17 protein-coding genes are annotated in these 18,676 nt (G+C 64.1%); 14 read left to right on the forward strand and 3 right to left on the reverse strand.

Features of this window, described 5'->3' with window-relative positions; genetic code table 11:
• From EOA79_RS18090 to EOA79_RS18110, 5 genes are all read left to right on the forward strand, one after another.
• Positions 1-196: TOBE domain-containing protein (locus EOA79_RS18090; RefSeq protein WP_128293139.1), on the forward strand; the 196-nt coding region annotated here is incomplete at its 5' end.
• A gap of 48 nt (positions 197-244) precedes the next feature.
• Entirely contained in the window at positions 245-991 is a 747-nt protein-coding gene (locus EOA79_RS18095) for a sugar phosphate isomerase/epimerase (protein WP_095823517.1), read from the forward strand.
• Positions 992-1,002: 11 nt separating this feature from the next.
• On the forward strand, positions 1,003-2,145 hold the full coding sequence (locus tag EOA79_RS18100) for a Gfo/Idh/MocA family oxidoreductase (protein WP_095800586.1): 1,143 nt from the start codon (positions 1,003-1,005) through the stop codon (positions 2,143-2,145).
• A gap of 107 nt (positions 2,146-2,252) precedes the next feature.
• A complete protein-coding gene (gene mgrA, locus EOA79_RS18105) occupies positions 2,253-3,299 on the forward strand; it encodes an L-glyceraldehyde 3-phosphate reductase (RefSeq protein WP_095783545.1) in 1,047 nt (348 codons plus the stop codon).
• Between the two features lie 125 nt (positions 3,300-3,424).
• Positions 3,425-3,829 carry a Fur family transcriptional regulator gene (locus tag EOA79_RS18110; RefSeq protein ID WP_059184736.1) on the forward strand — a complete coding sequence of 135 codons (405 nt, stop codon included), beginning with the start codon at positions 3,425-3,427 and terminating at the stop codon, positions 3,827-3,829.
• Between the two features lie 47 nt (positions 3,830-3,876).
• Here EOA79_RS18110 and polA read toward each other — a convergent pair whose 3' ends face one another.
• On the reverse strand, positions 3,877-6,840 hold the full coding sequence (gene polA, locus EOA79_RS18115; RefSeq protein WP_164748248.1) for a DNA polymerase I: 2,964 nt from the start codon (positions 6,838-6,840) through the stop codon (positions 3,877-3,879).
• A 435-nt stretch (positions 6,841-7,275) separates the two neighbouring features.
• Between polA and EOA79_RS18120 the strand changes: the two genes are divergently transcribed.
• The 8 genes from EOA79_RS18120 (at position 7,276) to EOA79_RS18155 (ending at position 14,826) form a co-directional block, all read left to right on the forward strand.
• Positions 7,276-8,661: a M20/M25/M40 family metallo-hydrolase gene (locus EOA79_RS18120; RefSeq protein ID WP_127335160.1), complete on the forward strand. Its 1,386-nt coding sequence runs from the start codon at positions 7,276-7,278 to the stop codon at positions 8,659-8,661.
• 140 nt (positions 8,662-8,801) lie between these two features.
• Positions 8,802-9,422 carry a ribonuclease D gene (locus tag EOA79_RS18125; protein ID WP_095783543.1) on the forward strand — a complete coding sequence of 207 codons (621 nt, stop codon included), beginning with the start codon at positions 8,802-8,804 and terminating at the stop codon, positions 9,420-9,422.
• Between the two features lie 64 nt (positions 9,423-9,486).
• Positions 9,487-9,693, forward strand: coding sequence for a hypothetical protein (locus tag EOA79_RS18130; RefSeq protein WP_095778715.1), 207 nt, complete (start codon positions 9,487-9,489; stop codon positions 9,691-9,693).
• Positions 9,694-9,750: 57 nt separating this feature from the next.
• Entirely contained in the window at positions 9,751-9,897 is a 147-nt protein-coding gene (locus tag EOA79_RS18135; RefSeq protein ID WP_082980768.1) for a hypothetical protein, read from the forward strand.
• Between the two features lie 117 nt (positions 9,898-10,014).
• Entirely contained in the window at positions 10,015-11,007 is a 993-nt protein-coding gene (locus EOA79_RS18140; RefSeq protein WP_245322275.1) for a beta-propeller fold lactonase family protein, read from the forward strand.
• A gap of 177 nt (positions 11,008-11,184) precedes the next feature.
• Positions 11,185-11,568 (forward strand): hypothetical protein, encoded by a 384-nt coding sequence (locus EOA79_RS18145; RefSeq protein WP_067004095.1) that lies wholly within the window; start codon positions 11,185-11,187, stop codon positions 11,566-11,568.
• Between the two features lie 198 nt (positions 11,569-11,766).
• Positions 11,767-14,013 carry a transglycosylase domain-containing protein gene (locus EOA79_RS18150; RefSeq protein WP_095823513.1) on the forward strand — a complete coding sequence of 749 codons (2,247 nt, stop codon included), beginning with the start codon at positions 11,767-11,769 and terminating at the stop codon, positions 14,011-14,013.
• A gap of 63 nt (positions 14,014-14,076) precedes the next feature.
• Positions 14,077-14,826, forward strand: a complete 750-nt coding sequence (locus tag EOA79_RS18155) for an SDR family oxidoreductase (protein ID WP_067004093.1) — start codon at positions 14,077-14,079, stop codon at positions 14,824-14,826.
• Positions 14,827-14,892: 66 nt separating this feature from the next.
• Here EOA79_RS18155 and ybaL read toward each other — a convergent pair whose 3' ends face one another.
• Together ybaL and EOA79_RS18165 are read right to left on the reverse strand one after the other, a co-directional pair.
• Positions 14,893-16,695, reverse strand: coding sequence for a YbaL family putative K(+) efflux transporter (ybaL, locus tag EOA79_RS18160; RefSeq protein ID WP_095823512.1), 1,803 nt, complete (start codon positions 16,693-16,695; stop codon positions 14,893-14,895).
• Positions 16,696-16,909: 214 nt separating this feature from the next.
• Positions 16,910-17,350 (reverse strand): host attachment family protein, encoded by a 441-nt coding sequence (locus tag EOA79_RS18165; RefSeq protein ID WP_164747059.1) that lies wholly within the window; start codon positions 17,348-17,350, stop codon positions 16,910-16,912.
• 420 nt (positions 17,351-17,770) lie between these two features.
• Between EOA79_RS18165 and EOA79_RS18170 the strand changes: the two genes are divergently transcribed.
• Positions 17,771-18,676 (forward strand): NAD(P)-dependent oxidoreductase (locus EOA79_RS18170; protein ID WP_245489895.1); only part of this gene is annotated, 906 nt, incomplete at its 3' end.

Genomic DNA, 18,676 nt, shown 5'->3' on the forward strand with positions numbered 1-18,676 from the left:
GTTCACCGCCGAGTCCACTGTCGAGATTGTCGATCCGATGGGCTCCGACACGCTGGTGTGGACGAAGCTCGGCGGCCAGATCCTCTCCTTCCGCGTCGAAGCCGACAAGACGCTGCGCAACGGCGATGCGATACGCATCGGCTTCGATCCGGCGCGCGCCTCGCTGTTCGACGCCGAGACCGACAGCAGGCTCTAACCTCCCAGACCACAACCTCCCGGAACCATCAACAGAACGGACAGACAGATGAACTGGTCATTCCAACTTTACAGTGCCCGCAACTTCCAGCCATGGGACGGCGTGCTGAAAATGCTCGGCGAACTGGGCTACAAAGAAGTCGAAGGTTTCGGCGGCGTCTATGACGATCCCAAGGCTTTCCGTGCCGAGCTCGATAAGAACGGGCTCGCCATGCCGACCGGGCATTTCTCGATCGATGCGCTGGAGAAGGATTTCGACGGCGTGCGCAGAATTGCCGATGCGCTCGGCATCTCGCTGCTCATCTGCCCCTACCTCATGCCCGATGCGCGGCCGGGCGATGCCGCCGGCTGGCGCGGCTTCGGCGAGCGACTCGCCAAGGTGGGCGACACCGCGAAGAAGGCCGGCTACGGCTTTGCCTGGCACAACCATGATTTCGAGTTCAAGCCGCTCGGCGACGGCTCGCTGCCGCAGGACCACATCCTGTCGGCTGCGCCCGACATCGGCTGGGAGATGGACGTTGCCTGGGTGGTGCGCGGCGGCGCCGATCCGCTGCCCTGGATCGAAAGGCACGGCAAGCGCATCAGTGCCGTCCACGTCAAAGACATGGCGAAGCCGGGGGAGGGGCTGGACGAGGACGGCTGGTCGGATGTCGGTCACGGCACCATCGACTGGGCGGGCCTGATCAAGGCGCTGCGCGCGAAAAGCGCGACGAAGTACTTCGTCATGGAGCAGGACAACCCCAACGACATCGAGCGCTTCGCCCGTCGCTCGATCGAATCCGTCAAGAATTACTAGGACATACCATCATGGCAAACAAACTTGGCGTAGGCGTCATCGGCTGCGGCAACATCTCGAAGGCGTATTTCTCGCTGGCGCCGCTCTTCCGCGGCATCGAGATGCGCGCCTGCGCGGACATCAACATGGACGCGGCGAAGATGCGGGCGAAGGAGTTCAAGCTCCGCGCCGAGACGGTCAACGACCTTCTCAAAGATGACGACGTCGACATCGTCGTCAACCTCACCATTCCGGCCGTGCACTATGACGTGTCGAAGGCGGTGCTCGACGCCGGCAAGCACGTCTATTCGGAAAAGCCCTTCGTGCTGTCGGTCAAGGAAGGGCTGGATCTGAAGAAGCGTGCGGAGAAGAAGGGACTGCGCATCGGCTCGGCGCCCGACACGTTCTTCGGCGGCGCGCATCAGCTGGCGCGCGATCTGATCGACAGCGGCAAGCTTGGCAAGATCACCAGCGGCACCTGCCATGTGATGGGCCATGGCATGGAACACTGGCACCCCAATCCCGACTTCTTCTTCCAGCCGGGCGCCGGTCCGGTGCTCGACATCGGCCCGTACTATGTCACCAACCTGATCCAGCTGATCGGGCCGGTGAAGCAGGTCGCGGCTTTCGCGGCGACGCCGGCCAAGGAGCGCACCATCAGCTCCAAACCGCGCGCGGGCGAAAAAATCCCGGTCAACACGCCGACCACCATCCACGCGCTGCTGGAATTCGCGAATGGCGCGGTGGTGACACTCAACACCTCGTGGGACGTGTGGAGCCACGGCCATGCGCCGATGGAGCTCTACGGCGAGGCGGGCACCGTCTTTGTGCCGGACCCGAATTTCTTCGGCGGCGAAGTCCGCTTCACCGATGCGACCAAGCCGGTGAAGAAGCTTCCCAAGTGGGATCATCCGTTCGGCGTGCCCAATGAGATGCACAGCCAAGGCATGATGGCCAACTACCGCACGGCAGGTCTTGCCGACATGGCGATCGCGATCGGCGAAGGGCGGCCGCACCGCTGCTCGATGGAGCTGGCGCTGCATGCCGTCGATGTCATGACCGGCGTCCTGCGCTCCGGCGAAAGCGGCAAGTTCGTCGCCATGCAGACGACCTGCGAGCGGCCGGCGGCGCTCGGCATCAAGGAAGCGAAGGCGCTGCTGGCGAAGAAAAAGTAGGTGGCAACCCCTCTCCCCGTTTCGGCGGGGAGAGGGTAAAGCTGCGGGGCGAGCATCGATTCAAGTCACCTGGCGGCGATCCCGGCCGCCTTCCCAAGGATTCCCCTATGCCCTATGTCGCCGCCGAGAATCGCTACGAGAAGATGATCTACAACCGCTGCGGACGGTCCGGCCTCAAGCTGCCGGCCATCTCGCTCGGGCTGTGGCACAATTTCGGCAATGACACGCCGCACAGGACCAAGCAGGCGATCGTGCGCAAGGCCTTCGACCTCGGCATCACGCATTTCGATCTCGCCAACAATTACGGCCCGCCGCCCGGCTCGGCCGAGACCGCCTTTGGCGAGATCCTGCGCACCGATTTCGCCGCCTATCGTGACGAGCTGATCATCTCAACCAAGGCCGGCTACGAGATGTGGGCCGGCCCCTACGGCGAATGGGGCAGCCGCAAATACGTGCTCGCGAGCCTCGACCAGAGCCTCAAGCGGATGGGGCTCGATTATGTCGATATTTTCTATTCCCACCGTTTCGATCCCGAGACGCCGCTGGAAGAAACGATGAGCGCGCTCGACCATGCGGTGCGCTCGGGCAAGGCGCTCTATGCCGGCATCTCCTCCTACAATTCGCAGCGCACCCGCGAAGCGGCCGACATCCTGCGGCGACTCGGCACGCCCTGCCTGATCCACCAGCCGAGCTATTCCATGCTCAACCGCTGGGTCGAGGAAGATGGGCTGCTCGATACGCTGGAAGGGCTCGGCATCGGCTCGATCGTGTTCTCGCCGCTGGCGCAGGGCATGCTGACCGATAAATATCTCGGCGGCATCCCGGAAGGCAGCCGCGCATCCCAGGGCAAGTCGCTGCGTCCGGCCTTCATCAACGATAAGTCGGTCACCAACATCAAGGCATTGAACGCCATCGCTAGCCGGCGCGGCCAGACGCTGGCGCAGATGGCGCTGGCCTGGGTGCTGCGCAAGGGACGCGTGACGACGGCGCTGATCGGCGCCAGCCGGCCGGAACAGGTCGAGGATTGCGTCGGCGCTCTCAAGGCGCTCGACTTCAGCGACGCCGAGCTTGCCGAGATCGACACCTATGCGCGCGAGGCCGACATCAATCTTTGGGCGGCCTCCGCCGAGCGCAAGGGGCCGCCACGCAAGTAGTGGCCCGCGCCAGGCCGCCAGCTGCGGAAACAGTGGCAAAGATGCGCGTTCGTCGCTATCTCATGGACCAAAGGCCGTTCGCGTGCGCAGTCGGCACGCGAAACGACGCGACGACCGGAGACAAGATGACGGCAAGGGATGCGCTGACCAAGAACCAGCTGTGCGTGCTTGAGAAGCTCGAAGCCGCCAGCGGGCCGCTGAGCGCTTATATGCTGCTCGACCAACTGCGCGAGCGCGGGTTCCGGGCGCCGCTGCAGGTCTACCGCGCGCTGGACACGCTGGTGAAGTCGGGCTTCGTGCACCGGCTCGAAAGCTTGAACTCCTTCGTCGCCTGCGCCGAGCCGCACGACCACAGTCATTCGATGACCGCATTCGCCATCTGCGACAGCTGCGGCCAGGTAACCGAAATGTCCGACCATGATGTCGACCACCGGCTGGACGAATGGGTGCGCTCGACCGGCTTCGCCGCCAAGAAGGCGGTGATCGAGTTTCGCGGGGTTTGCGCGAAGTGTAGAGCTGAGGCGGCTTAGCCCCTCAAGTCGTCATCCTCGGGTCGAGCCCGAGGATGACGAAGGTATCAGTGCGCCTCGTCCCAGTTGTCGGCGGCCCGCGCATCGACATGCAGCGGCACCGACATCGAGACCGCCGGCATCGGCGCGTTCTCCATCACGCGGCGCACCACGGGAATTGTCGCTTCGACTTCCGCTTCCACCGTCTCGAAGATCAGCTCGTCATGCACCTGCAAGAGCATGCGGGCCGACAGCTTCGCCTTCTCCAGCGCCTCTTCCATGTGCACCATGGCGCGGCGGATGATGTCGGCCGCAGTGCCCTGGAGCCTCGCATTGATCGACGCGCGCTCGTTGAAGGCGCGAACCGACGGGTTGGAGGACCTTATCTCCGGATAGTGGATGCGGCGGCCGAAGATGGTTTCGACGAAGCCGTATTCGCGCGCATAGGCCTTGGTTTCCTCGATATAGTCGCGGATGCCCGGGAAGCGCTCGAAATAGCGCTTGATGTAGGCGCTCGCCTCCTCGCGCGGGATCGACAGCTGGTTCGCCAGACCGAAGGCCGAGATGCCGTAGATGATGCCGAAATTGATCGCCTTGGCACGCCGCCGCACTTCCGAAGGCATGCCTTCTACCGGCACGTTGAACATTTCGGACGCGGTGATGGCGTGGATGTCGGCGCCGTCCGCAAAAGCCTGCTTGAGCTGCGGGATTTCGGCGACATGGGCCAGCACGCGCAATTCAATCTGGCTGTAGTCGGCCGAGACCAGCTTGTGCCCCTTTTCGGCGATGAAGGCGGTCCTGATCTTGCGGCCTTCGGCGGTGCGCACCGGGATGTTCTGCAGGTTGGGATCGGACGATGATAGCCGACCGGTCGTCGTCGCGGCCAGCGCATAGGAAGTGTGGACGCGGTTCGTCCCGGGATTGATGAAGCCGGGCAAGGCGTCGGTATAGGTCGATTTCAGCTTGGTGAGCTGCCGCCAGTCGACGATCTTGCGCGGCAGCTCGTGGCCTTCGGCCGCGAGATCTTCCAGCAGCTGCGCCGAGGTCGACCACTGGCCGGTCTTGGTCTTGGAGCCGCCCGGCAGGCCCATCTTGCCGAACAATATATCGCCGAGCTGCTTCGGCGAGCCGATGTTGATGCGCTCGCCGACGATGCCATAGATCTCTTCTTCGGCGCGGGCGGCGCCTTGCGCCAGCTCACCCGACAGTCTGGAGAGAATCTGGCGATCGACCGAAATGCCGCGCTGCTCCATGCGGGCGAGCACGGGCACAAGCGGCCGCTCCAGCCTTTCATAGACGGAGACGAGACCCTTGGCGGCGAGCCGCGGCTTCAGCAATTGCCACAGCCGCAGCGCCAGATCGGCCTGCTCGCCGGCATAGGCGGTCGCCCGCTCGATGTCGACCTGGTCGAAGCCGACCGCGCCCTTGCCCGAGCCGGCAAGCTCCTTCTTCGTGCCTGGCGCATGGCCGAGCCACTTCTCCGACAGCGAGGCGAGGTCATGCCCGCCGGATGTGCCGGCGTCGAGCACGTAGGAGATCAGCATCGTGTCGTCGAACGGGCCGACCTCGATACCATGCCGGCTCATCACGACGATGTCGTATTTCATGTCCTGGACGATCTTGAGGACCGACCGGTCCTCGAGCAGGGGCTTGAGCAGAGCCAGCGCGTCGCGGACCGGGACCTGGTCCGCCAGCATGCCGCCGCCAAGCAGGTCGCCATTGCCGCTCGTGTGGGCGAGCGGCACGTAGGCGGCGCGGCCCGGCGCGATCGCCATGGACAGGCCGATCAAGTCGGCCTGCATCGGATCGGACGAAGAGGTCTCCGCGTCGAAGGCAAGGATGCCGGCTTCCCTCGCTTCGGCGATCCAGGCCTTCAGCGCGGCCGTATCGCGAATGGCGACATAGGCCGCGGGATCGATCTTGCGCGCCGTCGCCTGCTCCAGCCGCAGCGCGGAGAGCAGGGAAGGCGTATCGCCCTGCGGTGGGGCATCCTCGGGCCTGACCGGCGCTGCAGGCTTCGCGGCGCCGTTCGGCGTCGCCGCCGGTCTTGAGGCAGTCGGCGTGCCGGCGCCGACATCGGGACCATGTGCGGTGTCGGCGCGCTCGATGGTGACACTGGAAGCCTGGACGTCGCCGATCTCGGTTGCAGTCGCTTCCGCGACGCGGCGTGTCAGCGTGGTGAACTCCATCGTCTTCAGGAAGCCGATCAGCTTCGGCCCGTCCGGGGCATGCAGCACAAGGTCGTCCAGCCCCTCCTTGAGCGGCACGTCGTTCTTCAACGTCACCAGCTCGCGCGAGATGCGCGCCTTGTCGGCATTGGCGATGATCGATTCGCGCCGCTTTTCCTGCTTGATCTCGCCGGCGCGCGCCAGCAGGCCGTCAAGGTCTCCGAACTGCTCCAGAAGTTGCGCCGCGGTCTTCGGGCCGATGCCGGGCACGCCGGGCACGTTGTCGACGGAGTCGCCGGTCAGCGCCTGCAGGTCGATCATCTTTTCCGGTGGCACGCCCCATTTCTCGATTACCTCGGGAATGCCGATCTGGCGATCCTTCATCGGGTCGTACATGCCGACCGTCGGGCCGACCAATTGCATCAGGTCCTTGTCGGAGGAGATGATGGTGGTGTCGGCGCCGACCTCGCAGGCTAGGCGGCAATAGGTGGCGATGATGTCGTCAGCCTCGAAGCCTTCCATCTCGATGCAGGGCAGGTTGAAGGCCACGGTCGCCTGGCGGATCAGGCCGAATTGCGGGATCAGGTCTTCCGGCGGCGCCGAGCGGTTGGCCTTGTATTCGGGATAAAGATCGCTGCGGAAGGTCTTCGCCGAATAGTCGAAGATGACGGCAAAATGGGTCGGCACGATGCCCACGTTCGTGTTGCGGGCGTCCTGCATCAGCTTCCATACCATGTTGCAGAAGCCGAGCACGGCGCTGGTGGGCAGGCCGTCGGATTTGCGGTTGAGCGGCGGCAGCGCGTGGTAGGCGCGGAAAATGTAGCCGGAGCCGTCGACAAGAAAGAGATGATCGCCTTTTTTCATGCCGGCAGGGATAGCGCGGCCAAGCTTCGCGGTCCATGCCAAAGGCCGCGCAAACGGCCGGTTCCGGCAACACCCCTGACAGACAGGTCTCGGACAAAATTCAGCCGCTCACGGGCATGTTACAAAAGTGTAATCTTCGTGCCCTTGAATCGCCATTTTCACAGACCCAAATAGCTGTCATCGGCAATTTTCGCCGAAGTCCGGAGTAAGGCCCGTCCCCCGCCTATCCCGGGCAACTGCGGCAGCCTATCCCCCCTCTCCGGGCTGCCGCAACGTTTCGAGTAAAGACCGCCGTGGTTCCCCCTCCACCACGGCGGTTCTTTTTTGTCTCCCAGCCCGCGTGTTACCGACGCCGGAACGCGTGGTCCAACGATCGCGGCTTTGCGTTTTCTGCTCGCCCCTTTAGGGTCGGGCCAGAATCGAAAGGCTGAAGAAATGTCCAGACTCTCCCCCGTCCTTGACCGTCTCGACCAGAACCTCGATCAGAGCCTGGAGCGGCTTTTCGGCTTGCTTGGTATCAAGTCGATCTCCACCGACCCGGCCTTTGCCGCCGATTGCCGCAAGGGCGCCGAATGGCTGGCGGCCGAACTCAAGCTGATCGGCTTCGACGCCAGCGTGCGCGACACGCCCGGCCACCCGATGGTGGTGGCGCATCACGAAGGACCGGCCGGCGCGCCGCATGTGCTGTTCTACGGCCACTACGACGTGCAGCCGGTCGATCCGATCGAGCTGTGGGAAACGGATCCATTCGCGCCGTCGATCAAGGAGGTCCAGCCCGGACGCAAGGTGATCGCCGGGCGCGGCTCGGCGGACGACAAGGGTCAGCTGATGACCTTCGTCGAGGCCTGCCGCGCCTGGAGGCAGGTGCACGGCAATCTGCCCTGCCGCGTCTCGATCCTGTTCGAGGGCGAGGAAGAGTCCGGCTCGCCGTCGCTCAAGCCTTTCCTCGAGGCCAACGCCGCCGAGCTGAAAGCGGATTTCGCGCTGGTCTGCGACACCAGCATGTGGAACCGCGAGACGCCGTCGATCTGCGTGTCCCTACGCGGCATGGTCGGCGAGGAAGTCACCGTCAAGGCAGCCAGCCGCGACCTGCATTCAGGCCTCTATGGCGGCCCGGCCGCCAATCCGATCCGGATCCTGACCAAAATTCTCGCCGACATTCATGATCAAGACGGCCGCATCACCATCCCGGGCTTCTATGACGGCGTCGAAGAGACGCCCTCGCAGGTGCTGAAATCCTGGGAGGGGCTCGGCGAGACCGTCGAGACCTTCCTCGGACCGGTCGGGCTTTCCATTCCCGCCGGCGAAAAGGGCCGCTCCGTGCTCGAACTCACCTGGGCGCGGCCAACGGCCGAGTTCAACGGCATCATCGGCGGCTATACCGGCAAGGGCTTCAAGACGGTGATCGCGGCGGAAGCATCGGCGAAAGTGTCGTTCCGGCTCGTCCACAAGCAGGATCCGAAAAAAATCCGCGCCGCCTTCCAGGCTTTCGTGCGCGATCGGATTCCCGGCGACTGCTCCGTCGAATTCCATCCGCATGGCGGCTCGCCGGCGATCCAGCTTTCCTACGACTCGCCGTTCCTGGCCAAGGCCAAGGATGCGCTCTCCGACGAATGGGAAAAGCAGGCCGTCGCCACCGGCGGCGGCGGCTCCATCCCCGTAGTCGGCGATTTCCAGACCTATCTCGGCATGGAATCGCTGCTGGTCGGCTTCGGCCTCGATGACGACCGCATCCATTCGCCCAACGAGAAGTACGAGCTCACCTCCTTCCACAAGGGGCAGCGTTCCTGGGCGCGCATTCTCGATGGTCTGACGCGCTGAGGTGAACCCGCGGCGACCGCGAAAATCAACTTTCTGTTGATTTTTTTCCGGATCGCGGCAAGGACGGGCGTGATAGCGCAATGCGCGGCGCCTTCGCGTCCAAAAACGGGTGCGCCGCTGGCCGCGATCCGGAGAAGAGAATGACCGACATCCGTTTCCACAAGAACGATCTGCCGGACCTTTCCCGCTACAATGTCGGTGCGGTCGCCATCGACACGGAAACGCTGGGCTTGAACCCGCATCGTGACCGGCTCTGCGTGGTTCAGATCTCGCCCGGCGACGGCAGCGCCGACGTCATCCAGATCGCGCCGGGCCAGAAGGAGGCGCCCAACCTTGTCAGCCTTCTCAGGAACGACGCCGTGGTGAAGCTGTTTCACTACGGCCGTTTCGACATTGCCGTCCTTTATCACGCTTTCGGCGTCATGGCCGAACCGGTTTTCTGCACAAAGATCGCCTCGCGGCTGACCCGTACCTACACCGACCGCCACGGGCTGAAGGATATATGCAACGAACTGCTCGGTATCGGCCTCTCCAAGGCGCAGCAATCGTCGGACTGGGCGGCGGAAACACTGTCGCCCGAGCAGCTCGAATATGCCGCCTCCGACGTGCTTTACCTGCACCGGCTGCGCGAGGTGCTGGCCGCACGGCTTGCGCGCGAGGGTCGCACTAAGGAGGCCGAAGCCTGCTTCCGCTTCCTGCCGACGCGCGCCAAGCTCGATCTGATGGGCTGGGCGGAAGAGGATATCTTCGCGCATAGCTGACGACCCGGCGCGTCGAGCGACGTTCCTGCCGGTCCATTGTCGGCGTGAGATGGGGAGGGATTGAATGGCAGAGCGCAAACCGATAGCGAGCGCGCCGAAGGACGGCTCGCAGGTCACGATCCTGTGGAACGACGAGCACGGCGTGGTCAACGAATCCGTCGGGCAATACCGCGACGGCGGCTGGTGGGTCTACACCGACAGCAACACCCAGAAAAAAGTCGAGCCGACCAGTTGGCGGCCTGCATCGGCCAATGATGACAGCGACCAGTGAGCGACCGCCGCAGGGCCTCGAAGCAGGCGCGAGACTCGGCGGCAAGAAGGGGGCGAGATGAGACAGAACATGCTCTACCTCATCATCGGCGCGTTGGTCGTCGTGGTCATCGCGCTTGGCATCTACATCTACCGCGAGCAGACCAGGCCGAAGGGCGTGGAGCTCAAGATCGACGACAAGGGCATTTCGATCCAGCAGAATTGATCTCACCACGTCCGCATCTCGCGAACTTGACCGGTCGGCTCCTGATAGCACCTATTGCATTCGGGTCCGCTCGCTGGGGCGGTGGTGTTTTTTGATATGATTCCCCGGATCGATTTCGTGGCCACCGGTGCCGTGAACGATGCGCTCGCCGCGATCGGGCGGACCGAGGACCTGCGCTTTTCGCCCGACAACCGCTTGCTTGCCGTCGCCGGATATGGACGCAGGCGATGTCTGATGCTGCGCATCGACATAGAGCCGACGGCCGGTGCAGCGAGGATCGTTATCCGCGATTTCGTGGAGCTCAGATCGGAAAGCATGGGCGAGGTGCATGGCCTCGATTTCATCGACAACAGGACTTTTGTGGTCGCCAATCGCGATGGGCTGGTTGCGGTCTTCGCCCTGCCGCAAGGCGATCCGGCCGGACAAGGGCACGAAATCTCGCCACTTCGCGTGATCAAAGGCAGCCGATTTTGCAGATTGAGAACGCCCGGCTCAGTCGCCGTCAGGCGTGAGTCGCATGGCCGGCTCAGCCTGCTGGTCTGTAACAACTACACGCATCGGGTGACCCGCCATGTGGTTCACCGGCGATGGGGATACCGCGCCCTGTGGAATCAGGTTCTCCTGGAGCAGGGCCTCGACATCCCGGACGGCATCGCGCTCAGCCATGACGGGCGGTGGGTCGCCGTCAGCAGCCACGGCACCAACGACGTGAAGATCTACGACATGTCGGCGCCGCTTGGCCCTGAAACCCGACCCGCCGGTGTCCTGGAAAATGCCAACTACCCGCATGGCCTGCGCTTCACGCAGGACGGCAGCCACATTCTTGTTGCCGACGCCGGCAGCCCGATGGTTCACGTCTATGCAAGCGACGAAGGCTGGAAGGGGCGCCGCACGCCGTCGCGTTCGGTCGCCGTGCTCGACGACGAAAGCTTTCTGCGCGGCAGGGCCAGCGTCGAGGAGGGTGGGCCGAAGGGCCTGGATATAGACAAGTCGAACAGCGTCGTGGCTGTGACTTGTCAGGAACAGCCGCTGGCTTTCTACGGCCTGTCGTCGATCGTCGGTCGAAAGGCGGCGGAGCCCGAGTTCCGCGTTCTTGGACGTCCAGGATAAGCCTGTGATTTCGGCTCCATATTCTGGCGACGGCATGAAGAATGACGGGGGCCGCGCGCAGCTCCATCAAATCTTGCCGGCGTGGGCGGCAAACGGATGACGTCCGCGCGGTTCGGCGATATCATGCCGCGTATAGGGAGTTTTGGGGCCGACCAACCTAGCCTCTAGGAGGTTGCCATGAAGCACCAAACACTGGACCAGCTGCACGCCGTTGCTGAGGTCCGCACCGCCAAACCCGTCATGAGCCGAACCCAGCGCCTCGCACGTTGGGCGGAGCTTCTCGAACGTGAGCCAAACCGGCTCCTGACCGCGCTGATCGGCACTGAATATCGTGCCCCGCGGGAACGCAATGTCATGCGGGGCGCCGGCTCGCCCATATCCGTCGCCCTGGAAGACCCCGTTCTGCACGACGAGGGTTTGAAGAACGACACCTACGGCGAAGCAAAACGCTTCTTCGAGCTGACCGACTATCAGCTGCACGAGATCGTCTGCTACTGCCATGTCGGCGATGTCATGCGGGCATCGAGAGCTGCGCTCTCGGTCCGTGCCGTGCTCGACTAGTCCGAGCCGACTCGCCCGCCTATGCAAACGCTGGAGCGCGGCCGGAATCCCACGCCGATCGCGCTCCGTCAGGTGGCCGCTTACCAAACATTTGATTTTCAATCACTTCGATTTTTCCCCACTTAACGCGCCTTTAAACCGCCGCATCTACTCTGCAACCCGAGCGCCATCGGCATCGGGGACAGCAAGCACAACGCAATGGCGAACCGCAGAGACAGTCGCATCGAACCGAGCTTCGAGGGCTCGCCGCGGGCGAAATCCTCCGACGGCTTTTCGGTCAGCGAGGAGGATCGCGTCGTGCCGGCAAATCGCAAATCCGCAGCGAAACGCAAATCCGCCAAGGCGAAATCGCGCGGCCGGGGGCGCGATCGCAGCCAGCGCGGGCTGTTTTCCGTCTTCGGCCGCCTGCTCTACTGGTGCTTCGTTTTCTGCATCTGGGGCGGCATCGCGGTGGCCGGCGTCGTCGTCTACTACGGCGCCAAGATGCCGGCGGCGACCACATGGTCGATCCCCGACCGCGCGCCCAACATCAAGATCGTCTCGGTCGACGGGCAACTCATCGCAAATCGCGGCATGAGCGGCGGCGAGGCCGTCGGCCTCAATGAAATGTCGCCCTATATTCCCGAGGCCGTCGTCGCCATCGAGGACCGGCGGTTCTATTCGCATTTCGGCATCGACCCGATCGGTCTGACGCGCGCCATGGTCACCAACGTCCTTGGCGGTCATTTCTCGCAGGGCGGCTCGACGCTGACGCAGCAGCTGGCCAAGAACCTGTTCCTGACGCCGGATCGCACGCTGGAGCGCAAGGTGCAGGAAGTGCTGCTGGCGCTGTGGCTGGAGCACAAGCACAGCAAGGACCAGATCCTCGAAATGTATCTCAACCGGGTCTATTTCGGGTCCGGCGCTTATGGCGTGGAGGCCGCCTCGCGGCGGTACTTCGGCAAGAGCGCGCGCGATGTCACGCTTTCCGAGGCAGCGCTTCTGGCCGGTTTGCTCAAGGCGCCGTCGCGGCTTTCGCCGGCGCGCGATCCCAAGGCGGCGGAAGAACGCGCACAGCTCGTGCTCGCCGCCATGCGCGAGGAAGGCAAGATCGGCGACAAGGAATACAAAATGGCGCTGAGCGCGCCGGCGACGCGCTCGCCCTCCTACTGGACCGGCTCGGAGAATTATGTCGCCGACACGGTCATGGAGGAACTTCCCGACCTGATCGGCGACGTGCGCGGCGACATCGTCATCGACACCACCGTGGATCTGACGCTGCAGAAGCTCGCCGAGCAGTCGATCCGCCGGCTGATCGACGAGAGCGGCAGAAAGCTCAACGTCACCCAGGGCGCGTTGGTGTCGATCGATGATTCCGGCGCCGTTCGCGCCATGGTCGGCGGTTACGACTATTCGACCAGCCAGTTCGACCGCGCCTCGGAAGCGCGGCGCCAGCCGGGATCGGCCTTCAAGCCTTTCGTCTACATGGCGGCGCTGGAAGCAGGCCGCACACCGGACAGCGTGCGCAACGACGCCCCGATCAGAATAGGCAAATGGACGCCGGAGAACTATGGCGGCAAATATTATGGCAAGGTGACGCTGGCCACCGCACTGGCGAAGTCGCTGAACTCGGTGGCGGCGCAACTCACCATGGAGGTCGGCCCCGACGCTGTGGTTGAGGCCGCGCACCGCATGGGCATCCAATCCGACCTGCAGTCGAACACCTCGATCGCGCTCGGCACCTCGGAAGTGACGCCGCTGGAACTGACCGCCGCCTATGTGCCTTTCGCCAATGGCGGCTACAAGCCGGATATCCATTTCATCCAGCGCGTCACCACGGCTAGCGGCAAGGTGCTCTACGAAAACAATGGCGGCAGCGCGCCGCGCGTCCTCAAGGCCGACATCGTCGGCATGATGAACTCTATGATGACGGGCACGGTCGAAGTCGGCACCGCCAAGAAGGCGGCCTTCAACTGGCCCTCGGCCGGCAAGACCGGCACCAGCCAGAATTCACGCGACGCCTGGTTCGTCGGCTATACCGCCAACCTCACGACGGGTGTGTGGTTCGGCAATGACGACGGCAGCCCGATGAAGAAGGTGACCGGCGGCGCCTTGCCGGCGCAGGCCTGGCACGAATTCATGGTCGCCGCGCATGAAGGCTTGCCGGTCAGGCCGTTGCCCGGCACGTGGAAATCGACGCCGCCCGATACGGTTGTGCCGGACGAGATACCCTCGGCGGACAACTCGCAGCCGGCGCCGCCCGCGCCCGTCGGCCAGTCGAGCCCTGTCGCCCAGGCGCCCGCACGGCAGGCGCGTCCAGCCCAGACGGTCGATGCCGATGGCTTCGATATGCCGAGCGACGGCGGTACCACCGCCTCGGTCGGGCATCCGGTGCCGCCCGGCGATGTCGGCGGCCCGAAGAAAAGGCGGCAGACGTCGATTCTCGACATCCTCAGCGGCGGTTGAGGGGCAACTCGCCTCTCGCAATGGCTGGCGCCTTCGGCTACATGTCCGGCCGGAGATCAAGCCATGGCCGAAATCGACAGCAGAAAAACCATCGTGCTCACCGGCGCCAGCCGCGGCATCGGCCATGCGACGGTGAAACGCTTTTCACGCGAGGGCTGGCGCGTCATCACCTGCTCGCGACAGGCCTTTGCCGAGGACTGTCCATGGCCGGCGGGTCCCGAAGACCACATCAAGGTCGACCTTGCCGACCAGGAGGATGTCGGCATTGCCGTCTCGGAAATCCGCCACCGGCTGGAGGCGCATGGCGGGCAGTTGCACGCGCTGGTCAACAATGCTGGCATCTCGCCGAAGCTCAAGGACGGCGGCCGGATGAACTCGATCGAGACGCCGATGCATGTCTGGCGCGACGTGTTCCAGGTCAATTTCTTCGCCCCGATCATGCTGGCGAGAGGGCTGTTCAAGGAACTCGCCGCCGCCAAGGGCTCAATCGTCAACGTCACCTCGATCGCCGGCACGCGCGTGCATCCATTTGCCGGCACGGCCTATGCGACGTCGAAGGCGGCGCTGGGTTCTCTGACGCGCGAGATGGCGCATGACTTCGGGCCGCACGGCATCCGCGTCAATGCGATCGCGCCGGGCGAGATCGACACGGCGATCCTGTCGCCCGGCACCGACAAGATCGTCGAGACGATCCCGCTGAGAAGGCTGGGCGCCACGTCGGAAGTGGCCGACATCATCTTTTTCCTGTGTTCGGGCCAGGCGTCCTACGTGACCGGCTCGGAAATCCACATCAATGGCGGCCAGCACGTGTGACTTCCATCTCAGCGACATCGCTTCCGTTATTCGTTTCCTGATCCGCTTGGTTTGTGCAGACGAGCGTCAGGCAGGCCGCGGCCTGATCTCGACAGCGGCGTCGTCCAGCCGAGCGGGTGACATGCCGGTAACCGCCTCGACAATGCCGCGTGCTATTTCGCGCTCGCCCATGATCACGGTGTCGGCGCCGAGAGCCTTGAGATGCTCGACCTCGGCATCGGAATGGGCGCGCGCAATGACGCTGATGCCGGGATTGACCGCGCGCGCCCGCAGCACCACCTGTCCCGCCTCGAAGGCGTTGGGGATGGCGAGGATCAGCCGTTTGGCGCCTTCCGGATTGGTTGCCGCGAAGACGTCCGCATTGGCGGCATTGCCGGCCACCGTTTCGACGCCGTCGGCCCTCAGCTTCGCCAGCGTCTTGTCGGCATCCTCGACGACCAGGAAGGGCAGGGCGGCTTGTTTCAGCGCGGCACCCACGAGGCTGCCGACACGTCCATAGCCGATCAGGATGGAATGGTCGGTGAGTCCCGTTCGCGGCGGCAGACCATTCTCGCTTTCAGACACTGCCGCCGCCGAGGCCACCTGGCCGGGCTCGGTCGCCGGGCCGATCGGCCTTGATTCCTCGGGCTCTGCCGTTTTGCCGGCGCGCTTTTCCAGCCACGGCTTCATCCTGTCGACGATCAGGAACATCAGCGGGTTGAGCAGGATCGACAGGATGGCGCCGGCCAGAATGAGGTCGCGGCCCTGTTCGGGCAGAAGCTTCAACCCGACGCCGAGCTCGGCCAGGATGAAGGAGAATTCGCCGATCTGGGCAAGGCTGGCCGAGATAATCAGCGCGGTCGCGACCGGATAGCGGAAGGCGATGACGATGACGAAAGCGGCGAGCGATTTGCCGATGAGGATGATGGCTAAGGTCGCCAGGATCGGCAGGCCGTTGCTGACCAGGCTGAACGGATCGAACAGCATGCCGACGGAAACGAAGAACAGCACGGAAAAAGCGTCGCGCAGCGGCAGCGATTCTTCCGCCGCCCGGTGGCTGAGCTCGGACTCGCTCATGACCATGCCGGCGAAGAAGGCGCCGAGCGCCAGCGAGACGCCGAACAGCTTCGCCGCGCCGAAGGCGACGCCGAGCGCGATGGCAAGCACCGAGAGCCGGAACAGCTCGCGTGAGCCGGTATGGGCGACATAGTGCAGGATCCAGGGGATGACCCTGCGGCCTACGACCAGCATGACGACGACGAAGGCGACGACCTTGGCCAGCGTTATGCCGACCACGCCCCATATGCCGTGGCTGGCGGGCAGCGAAAGCAGGCTCGCATGGTCGTCGGCCTGCGGCTGGCCGCCAAGCACGCCGGCGAGCGCCGGCAAAAGCACCAGCGCCAGCACCATGGCCAAATCCTCGACGATCAGCCAGCCGACGGCGATGCGGCCGCGCTCGGTCTCGATCAGCCGCCGCTCCTGCATGGCGCGCAGCAGGACGACGGTCGAGGCGACGGAGAGCGCGAGGCCGAAGACAAGGCCGGCGCCGAGCGACCAGCCAAGCAGCCAGGCGAGGCCGACGCCGAGCAGCGTGGCAAAGCCGATCTGCACGACGGCGCCGGGCACGGCGATTGCGCGGACCGACAAAAGATCCTTCAGCGAGAAATGCAGGCCGACGCCGAACATCAGCAGGATGACGCCGATCTCGGCGAGTTCGTTGGCAAGGCTGGCGTCGGCGACGAAGCCCGGCGTGTTCGGACCGACCAGCACGCCGGCCACCAGATAGCCGACCAGCGGCGGGATGCGGAATCGGTTGGCCAATGCTCCGAAAACGAAGGCAAGCCCCAAACCGGCGACGATGGTGGCGATCAGGGGCGTGTCATGCGGCATTGTCTATGGAGCGCCTTTCGAGAATTCACGATGTCGATAAGCGCCGCCCGAGGGCCGTCGCCCCTTCGCAATATGGTCGGGGGAGGGGCGGTGACGCAACCACCGCTACACGGAAATCGGCGCCGCGATCGGGCGCCGGATGAGAAAATCAGAGCGAGCCGCCATGAGGGGGCCACGGCATCAATCCCCTGCACTGTGCGTTCCTGCGTGCCGCTCAGGCCGCTTTGAGCAGATTCTCGATGTCGAAGACGGTATGATTGGTCAGCGTCTTGGGGATTTCGGCCTGCACTTTTTCACTGACTTCCTTGTGCAGCTTCTGACGCATCTCGCCGAGCACCTGCGGCGGCGCGATCAGCACGAGCTGGTCGAACTCACCCCGATGTGCAAGCTTGTAGAGCCGATCGGCAATATCGCTTGCGAAACGTTCCTTGCCGAGGCGATGCCAATCGGTTTCTTCGATCGCGCTGCGTGGCCCTTCGGCATACCGGCCCGGTTTATCGGTGCCTTGCTCCCTGGTGGCGGGATTTTCCTGCTCCATCTCCTGAACCACCTCGAGGTTCGGAAACTTGCTGTCGCCTTCATTGCGGAGGAAAAGCGCCTTCTCGCCGTCGGCCACGACCACCCAGAGACCGCGTTTAAGCTTGATGTTCATGATTTTCCTCCTTGCCTTGAGCACAAATCGAGCCCCGCGAGAGCGGCTCGACCGACGGGATGGATCGTTAGCGAAACGTGCCGCCGAGCATGATAGTTCCGCATCAACTAACGACTGCAGGATGTGCTGCAAGCGGCAGCGATCTCACCCACCAGCAAGACCGCGTCTTAATCTACTAGGTTGGTAGAATTTAGAAAAAACCGTTTTGCCGTGTCGGCTGCACGGCGCTAAAAACTATGCCGGATCAATAGCTCTCGGATAGGTGCCCGACCACCTCGAGGTCCGGCGTAGAATTTTTTTCTCCTGCCTTTCGCGGCTGCGAAAAAGCGATTGCCTGCCATCAAGGGATGCGCGACTGCTTGCCTTCTGGTTTTTCCCAGGCCCGCATAAAACTGCCAGACTGTTCTCGTACTGTTTATCGCCATGTCGCCAGCCAATGCCAAGCTCAACGCCTTCCCCGTCTTCCTGCGGGTCGACGGCGAAGCCGTGGCCATCGTCGGCAACGGCGAGGAGGCACTGGCCAAGGCCAGGCTGCTTGCTCAGTCAAACGCGACGCTGCGCATCATTGCGGACAATGCCGATCCCGAGCTTCTGAATTTCATTGCTACCGCCGGCGCTGTCCACGTCGATGTCGCCTACGATGCCGCGCACCTCGAGGACGCGGCCATGGTGTTTGCCGCCAGCGGCGACGAGGCGCTCGACCGCCGCGTGGTCGAAGACGCCCGCCGGCTGGGCATTCCGGTCAACGCCGTCGACCGGCCTGAGCTCTGCGATTTCTTCACCCCGGCGCTGGTCAACCGCGCGCCGGTCGCCATCGCCATCGGCACCGAGGGCGCCGGCCCTGTGCTGGCGCAGCTGCTGCGGGTGCGCATCGATCGCATGCTGTCGCCGTCGCTTGGCCGGCTGGCGGCCTTGGCGTCGTCGTTTCGCACTGCTGCCGAGCGGCTGCCGAAAGGCAATCGCCGCCGCCGGTTCTGGAGCGATTTCTTCGCCGGCCTCCCGGCCAAGGCGGTTGAAGCCGGAGAGTTCGCCAGGGCGCATAGCGCTGCGCTTGAGCTTTTGACTTCGGACGCGCCGACCGCAGGTCACATCGCTCTGGTCGGCGCCGGCCCGGGCGCGGAGGATCTTTTGACGCTGCGCGCCCACCGCCTGCTGATGGAGGCCGACGCGATCGTCTATGACGCGCTGGTGCCGGAAGCGATCGTCGCCATGGGGCGCCGCGATGCCGAGCGCTTGCCTGTCGGCAAGCGCAAGGGCTGCCATTCCAAGAGCCAGGAAGAAATCAACGCTCTGCTCATCGAGCTTGGCCGCGCCGGCAAGCGCGTGGTG

The sequence above is a fragment of the Mesorhizobium sp. M1A.F.Ca.IN.020.03.2.1 genome (assembly GCF_004023205.1).
Classification (GTDB): Bacteria; Pseudomonadota; Alphaproteobacteria; order Rhizobiales; family Rhizobiaceae; genus Mesorhizobium.

Coding starts and splice junctions, on each gene's coding strand:
- EOA79_RS18150 (WP_095823513.1), top strand. CDS start 11,767: ATGGCGAACCGCAGAGACAGTCGCATCGAACCGAGCTTCGAGGGCTCG.
- polA (WP_164748248.1), bottom strand. CDS start 6,840: ATGAAAAAAGGCGATCATCTCTTTCTTGTCGACGGCTCCGGCTACATT.
- EOA79_RS18095 (WP_095823517.1), top strand. CDS start 245: ATGAACTGGTCATTCCAACTTTACAGTGCCCGCAACTTCCAGCCATGG.
- EOA79_RS18110 (WP_059184736.1), top strand. CDS start 3,425: ATGACGGCAAGGGATGCGCTGACCAAGAACCAGCTGTGCGTGCTTGAG.
- ybaL (WP_095823512.1), bottom strand. CDS start 16,695: ATGCCGCATGACACGCCCCTGATCGCCACCATCGTCGCCGGTTTGGGG.
- EOA79_RS18135 (WP_082980768.1), top strand. CDS start 9,751: ATGAGACAGAACATGCTCTACCTCATCATCGGCGCGTTGGTCGTCGTG.
- EOA79_RS18145 (WP_067004095.1), top strand. CDS start 11,185: ATGAAGCACCAAACACTGGACCAGCTGCACGCCGTTGCTGAGGTCCGC.
- EOA79_RS18155 (WP_067004093.1), top strand. CDS start 14,077: ATGGCCGAAATCGACAGCAGAAAAACCATCGTGCTCACCGGCGCCAGC.
- EOA79_RS18100 (WP_095800586.1), top strand. CDS start 1,003: ATGGCAAACAAACTTGGCGTAGGCGTCATCGGCTGCGGCAACATCTCG.
- EOA79_RS18125 (WP_095783543.1), top strand. CDS start 8,802: ATGACCGACATCCGTTTCCACAAGAACGATCTGCCGGACCTTTCCCGC.
- EOA79_RS18130 (WP_095778715.1), top strand. CDS start 9,487: ATGGCAGAGCGCAAACCGATAGCGAGCGCGCCGAAGGACGGCTCGCAG.
- EOA79_RS18120 (WP_127335160.1), top strand. CDS start 7,276: ATGTCCAGACTCTCCCCCGTCCTTGACCGTCTCGACCAGAACCTCGAT.
- mgrA (WP_095783545.1), top strand. CDS start 2,253: ATGCCCTATGTCGCCGCCGAGAATCGCTACGAGAAGATGATCTACAAC.